The organism is Pseudomonas sp. 43(2021) (assembly GCF_017490805.1).
In the GTDB taxonomy this organism is placed as follows: Bacteria; Pseudomonadota; Gammaproteobacteria; order Pseudomonadales; family Pseudomonadaceae; genus Aquipseudomonas.
In genome coordinates this window covers 1-487 of the sequence record NZ_JAFGYJ010000364.1, presented here as the reverse complement: position 1 = coordinate 487, position 487 = coordinate 1, and the positions used below count along the sequence as shown (strand labels likewise).

Below are 487 nucleotides of genomic sequence, written 5' to 3'. Positions count from 1 at the left end.
AGTTTGCCGGCGTCACCCAAGAGCAATAAGCCCACCGCGCGCCCTCCAGACGCCCGGCCCCTGTGTAAACAGGCGCCGGGCGTTTTGCTGTACGGGTTTTGTACAGACAGGCCGATTCTGAACAATTATTGCGTTGTGAAAATTCGACTACGCTTGCGTGCAGACTGCCTCACCAAGCTTGGCCGAGGGCTGTCATCGTCGGCCACCGTTACGAATGGGCAAGGAGGGCATTGCGACCCGGCTGGCCATGTAAGGATGCTGACAAATGCCGCGTATTGATGGCCCTGTATTACATCGTGGTTTGCGCCCTTTGTTCCGATTCGCCCTGTGCAGCCAGTTGCTCTGGCCAGTGCTGGCGTTGGCCGACACACCCTACGACGAGATGGTGCGCGATGCCCGCGCCGGGCACTACACGCCTGCGCTGACGGTTTTGCGTCAGGTGCCGCCGGGCCAGGCCAGCGACGGCCAGGTCAGCGATCACCTGCAA

At 61.2% G+C, this 487-nt stretch carries 1 protein-coding gene; it reads left to right on the top strand.

Going from position 1 to position 487, the window contains the following annotated elements; translation table 11 throughout:
• Positions 1–265: 265 nt before the first annotated feature.
• The coding region (locus J5M71_RS27660) for a hypothetical protein (protein ID WP_207838754.1) at positions 266–487 on the top strand (222 nt) is incomplete at its 3' end.